This is a genomic window from Clostridium sp. (assembly GCF_030532265.1).
Classification (GTDB): domain Bacteria; phylum Bacillota; class Clostridia; order Clostridiales; family Clostridiaceae; genus Clostridium.
Genome location: NZ_JAUNLM010000083.1, coordinates 1 through 5,722 on the forward strand (window position 1 = coordinate 1; position 5,722 = coordinate 5,722).

5 protein-coding genes are annotated in these 5,722 nt (G+C 24.3%); all 5 read left to right on the forward strand.

Features of this window, described 5'->3' with window-relative positions:
• The coding region (locus Q4E08_RS11300) for an ABC transporter ATP-binding protein/permease (protein WP_303131029.1) at positions 1 to 1,113 on the forward strand (1,113 nt) is incomplete at its 5' end.
• Positions 1,114 to 2,781, forward strand: a complete 1,668-nt coding sequence (locus Q4E08_RS11305; protein ID WP_303131030.1) for an ABC transporter ATP-binding protein — start codon at positions 1,114 to 1,116, stop codon at positions 2,779 to 2,781.
• 17 nt (positions 2,782 to 2,798) lie between these two features.
• The gene (locus Q4E08_RS11310) at positions 2,799 to 3,191 is read left to right on the forward strand and encodes a YbaN family protein (protein ID WP_303131032.1); all 393 of its coding nucleotides are present in this window, start codon (positions 2,799 to 2,801) and stop codon (positions 3,189 to 3,191) included.
• 4 nt (positions 3,192 to 3,195) lie between these two features.
• Positions 3,196 to 3,501, forward strand: coding sequence for a nitrous oxide-stimulated promoter family protein (locus Q4E08_RS11315; RefSeq protein ID WP_303131034.1), 306 nt, complete (start codon positions 3,196 to 3,198; stop codon positions 3,499 to 3,501).
• A gap of 16 nt (positions 3,502 to 3,517) precedes the next feature.
• Positions 3,518 to 5,218 (forward strand): NEAT domain-containing protein, encoded by a 1,701-nt coding sequence (locus Q4E08_RS11320; protein WP_303131036.1) that lies wholly within the window; start codon positions 3,518 to 3,520, stop codon positions 5,216 to 5,218.
• The last annotated feature ends 504 nt before the right edge of the window (positions 5,219 to 5,722 follow it).

The following is a 5,722-nucleotide window of genomic DNA, read 5'->3' on the forward strand; positions in this document are numbered from 1 at the left end:
AAAGTATTTAATATTGATGAAAAAAGACATAAAAAAATGAATGAAGAAGCAGAAAAATTTAGAAAGATAACAATGAAAGTATTAAGTATGCAGCTTAATTCAATAACTGTTATGGATCTTATAGCTTTTGGTGGGGCAGCGCTTGGTTCAATTGTAGCACTTTATTCATTTAAAAATGGAAATATAAATTTAGGAGATACATTAGTAATAATTTTACTTTCATCAGAATTTTTTATTCCATTAAGGCTTTTAGGTTCATTTTTCCATGTAGCTATGAATGGTGTAGCTGCATCAGATAAAATATTTGAATTACTAGATAGTGAAGAAATAGATAGAGATGTAATTTGCAAGTTAGATAATGCAGAAAAAGTAGATATTAATATTAATGATATAACATTTTCTTATGATGGAAAGAGAGATGTTATTAAAAATGTATCAATGAAAATAAAAAATAATAGTTTTACAGCTATAGTTGGAAAAAGTGGTAGTGGGAAGAGTACAATTGCTAATCTTCTAATGAATACTTATTCTGTAAACGAGGGAGAAATACTTTTTAATAATAAGAATATAAATAATTTATCTTTAAATGATTTATACAGTAAGTTAATGTTAGTAAGCACTAACAGTTATATATTTAATGGAACTATTTTAGATAATTTAAAGATTGGAAAAGAAAAAATAACTGATAATGATATTCAATATGCTTTAGAAATATCTAATCTTAAATCATTTGTAGATTCGTTAAAAGAAGGATTGAATACAAAGGTTGGAGAAGGAGGAGCTCTTTTATCAGGTGGTCAAAAACAAAGATTAGCATTAGCAAGAGCAGTAATTGCAAATAGAGATATTTATATATTTGATGAAGCTACATCAAATGTAGACGTAGAATCAGAGGAAATAATATGGGAAGCTATAAATAAATTAGCTAAAGAAAAAACTGTAATAGTAATTTCTCATAGGTTAGCTAATGTTAAAAATGCTGATAATATATATCTTTTAGAAAATGGTGAATTATTAGAAATGGGAGTTCACGATGAGTTAATAAATAATAATGGTAAATATTATGAAATGATAAAGGAACAAGAGATATTAGAAAGGAAAGTGGTGGTTTAAATGGAGAGAAAATCAGGATTTTTAATTATGAAAAGATTAATTTTAGAACTTAAGCCATTAATTCCTTATATGTGTATAACAATAACTATGGGAGTGCTAGGGTTTTTAGCTGCTATATCAATTACTTCTTTTAGTGCTGTAGCTATTTTATCAGTAATTGATAATGGATTTAAAATATCATTTATTTCAGCAATTATAGTTGTAGTCATTTGTGCTATTTTAAGGGGACCTTTAAGATATATAGAACAACTTTCTGGGCATTATATTGCATTTAAGATATTAGTTATATTGAGAGATAAAGTATTTACTGCACTTAGAAAACTTGCGCCAGCTAAATTAGAAGGCAAAGAAAAAGGAAATTTAATATCATTAATTACATCAGATATTGAACTTTTAGAAGTATTTTACGCACATACAATAGCTCCAATTTCTATTGCTGTAATTACTAATATAATAATATCAATAATTCTTTATAGTATTAATCTATATTATGGATTAATGGGTTTGTTACTTTATATTATAATAGGTTTTTTTATTCCCTATTTGACATCAAAAATAGGAAAAAAAGCAGGTATGGAATATAGAAATAAATTTGGAGAAACAAACTCTTATCTTTTAGATTCTTTAAGAGGTTTAAAAGAAGTATTAATATTTAAAAATGGTGAAAAAAGAAAAGAAAATATCCATAAACTTTCAGAAGAATTAAATAGCAAACAGAAGAAAATAAAACTTCATGAAGGGGTTATAAGAGCAACAACTGATTTTACAATAATGGTTGGTATGATAGGTTTTACAATTTTAGGATTATATCTTTATATAGAAGGAAAAATTAATTTTGGACAAGGTATTTTAGCAATAGTAATATTATCATCTTCCTTTGGACCTGTAGTTGCATTAAGTAATTTATCAAACAATTTACTTCAAACATTTGCATCAGCAGAAAGATTATTTAATCTTTTAGATGAAAATCCAGAAGTTATAGAAAATCCAGGTGAGAGAACTTTAACTAATATGGATATAGAATATAAAGATGTTACTTTTTCTTATAAGGGAAGAGAAGATATACTAAAAAATATAAATATAGATGTAAAAAGGGGAGATAGTATAGCCATTGTTGGAGAAAGTGGTAGTGGTAAGAGTACATTTGTAAAATTACTTATGAGATTTTTTGATACAAATTCTGGTGATATAATATTTGGAAATGAAAATTTAAAAACTTTAGAGACAAAAGCCCTTAGAGATAATCAAGTTTTAATGAGTCAAGAAACATATCTTTTCAATGAAACTATTGAAGATAATATAAAAATAGGTGATCAAAATGCAACTAAAAATGAAGTAGAAGAAGCTGCAAAGAAGGCATCTATACATGAATTTATAGTTACTCTTCCTAAAGGATATAAAACAAAGGTGGGAGAGCTTGGAGGATATCTTTCTTCTGGAGAAAAGCAAAGAATTGGACTTGCTAGAGCCTTTTTAAGTAAAGGAAACACATTAATATTAGATGAACCTACAAGTAACTTAGATACATTAAATGAAGGAGAAATATTAAAATCAATTAAGGAAAATAAAAAAGATAAAACTATAATACTTATAACTCATAGAAAATCAACTGCATCTATATGTGATAAAACATTTAGATTAAAAAATAAGAAGTTAGTAAGAGAGTAGAGTGGGAGGCGTTTGTAATGAATAAATTTAAAAAAGGATTTTATATAACTGTTGGATTAATATCTTTTGCATTAGGAGCAATTGGTATAATTTTACCGATATTACCTACAACGCCTTTTTTATTACTTTCATCTTTTTGTTTTGTTAGAGGGTCTGAAAAATTTGATAGATGGTTTAAAGAAACTAAAGTTTATAAAAAGCATTTAGAAAGTTTTGCAAATGAAAGAGCTATGACATTGAAACAAAAAATAACTATATTATTATTTGCTGATACAATGATGATGTTTCCATTAATAATATTAGACTCAATTATGGTAAAAATTTTTATAATATTAATTATTTTAGTGAAATTTTGGTACTTTATATTTAAAATTAAAACTATAAAGGAAAAAGATTTACAAAGGAGCTAAAATAATGACAAAACAAGGGAGAGTTTTAAAGGAAAAGAAAATAGTACAATTTATGATTGAAATTTATTGTTATAAAAAACATGGGCAAAGGAAAAATGAGTTATGTGATGATTGTAAAGAATTATTAGATTATGCACATAAAAGACTTACTTACTGCAAATTTGGAGATAAAAAAACATCTTGCAGTAAGTGTCCTATTCATTGTTATAAAAAGGACATGAAAGAAAAAATAAAAGAGGTAATGAGATTTTCAGGACCAAGACTTATTATTTATAAGCCATATGAATTTATAAGACATATATTTAAATAGGTGGGGAGATTTAAAAATGAACAACAAAATTATAGCATTACTAATTGCAGGTTCTTTAAGTTTTTCTATATGTGTACCTGCAAGTGCAAATAATTTAAATGAAATAATAAATGATAGTGAGATTAATAAAGAAGATAAATTAGAAGATGGAGTTTATAAAATAGAAAATGATGCCTTTCATATAAATGAAGACAAAGATTCTATGGCTAGAAAGTTTTTAGAAAAACAATCTTCTTTAAGAGTTTTAAATGGAGAGATATTTGTATCAGTAACATTTACAAATAAATCTATGATGAAAAATGTTAATATAAATGTAAATGACAAAGATATAGAATTTAAAATATTAGATGAAACTAAAGAAAAAATTGCATATGAGTTTAAAATTAATTCTATAAAAGATAAAATTATTATAAGTTCTACTCCTTTTACTGGAATGAATGTTAGCTTTAGATTTTTATTAAAAGAGGATACTTTAAATTTAGAAGAACAGAATGAAAATAATCCTAATGAAGAAAAACCAAGTGATGCTGAAAAGCCAGGTGAAAGTGAAAAACCAGATAATAATGAACAAGAAATCAATAAACCTAATACAGAAAACAATAAGACAGAAAGTGAAGAAAATAATGTAAGTAAACCTAATAATGAAAGTAATTTATCAACTAATAAAGATGAAATTTTAAATAAAGAACTTTATAAAATGCAAAATGAAATAATTACAGATAGTGAAATAGGATATGCAGCAGCAAGAGGGGTTATATCAAAAACAAACTATATGGAAATAAGAAATGGAAAAAAATATATAACTATTAGCATATCAGGAACTAATTTAATGTCTAATATAAGAGTTTTAATAAATGGGAAAAATATTAATTATAATATTTTAAAAAACGATACTTCTAATAATTTAATGGATATAGAATTTAAAATTGGAAGTTTGAATGATAACGTAAAATTTAAAATGCATATAGATGCTTTAGGAGAAGATATAGAATTTGGTGTTAAATTTTTGCAAAATACAGTGACACAAATTGGATTTTTACCAGAGTCAAAACCAAATACAAACTTAAATATTCCAAGTATAGATAGTGTTTTAGATGATTCTAAAGATGAAAAAAATAGTGAAAATAATCAGTCTTCTGAAACTGAAAAGTCTAAAAGCAATAAAGAAAAAATGAAAACTTTAGCTAAAGAAAGTTATAAAGAATATACAATAAAAAATGAAATTATAAGTGATAGTTCGGTTGGTAAAAAGATGGCTAGAAAGTATTTAAACGAAACTGCTCTAATGGAAGAAGTAGATGGAGTAAAATATATAACTTTAAGATTTTCAGGAATGGATCTTATGAGTAATATAAAAATAAAAATTAACGGAGAAGATGTTAAACTTGAACTTGTAGATGAAGATACAGAGAAAAATATAAAAGCTTATAGATTTAAAATAAATAGTATTAAAGATGAAATAAAAGTTTATGCTTACATAATACCTATGAATATGAATATTGATTTTGGTGTAAAACTTTTAGAAGATACTATGACCCTAGTAAATGAATATAAGCCAGAAGATGTTGTTATTAATGGAGAAAAGCTAAAGAAGACATTGGCTACAACTTTTGGTGGTGGAATGTTTTTACTTGGAGCGGCAACAAGTACATTAGGTGGAAAGTTAATAAAAATTAGAAGAAGAAAGTTTAATATAAAAGAAAATCTGAAAAAATAATATTATATATAAATAAAAAAGAAACTATTTATTATAGTTTCTTTTTTGTTTTGTAAATATTTTAATTAAACTAAGAATAAACAATGAATATTATTTTAAGATTAGAGTAAATAAAAAATAATTAAAATTTAAAGGTAATTTCTATTATCAAAATAATAAATTTATAATATAATTTATAAATTTGTTATAAATATATGATAAATAGTAGCTTTAATAAGGTTATCAATATGATAAGTTTATTATCATATTGATAACCTTATATTTATTTATTGAATAAATATACAGTGTTTATAGTAATAAATTCATATTTATGTATAAATATACTGTTATAAATGAAGTTTTTTAGAAAAAAATGGCATATTTATTGCTAGAATATTAAGTGAAAAAATATTTTTCGTATAAATTAAGGGGGAGAAATTATGGATTTTGAAAAAATTAAAAAATTATCGAAGGAATACGAACCTCAAATGACAAAGTTTTTGAGAGATTTAATAGCTATTCCAG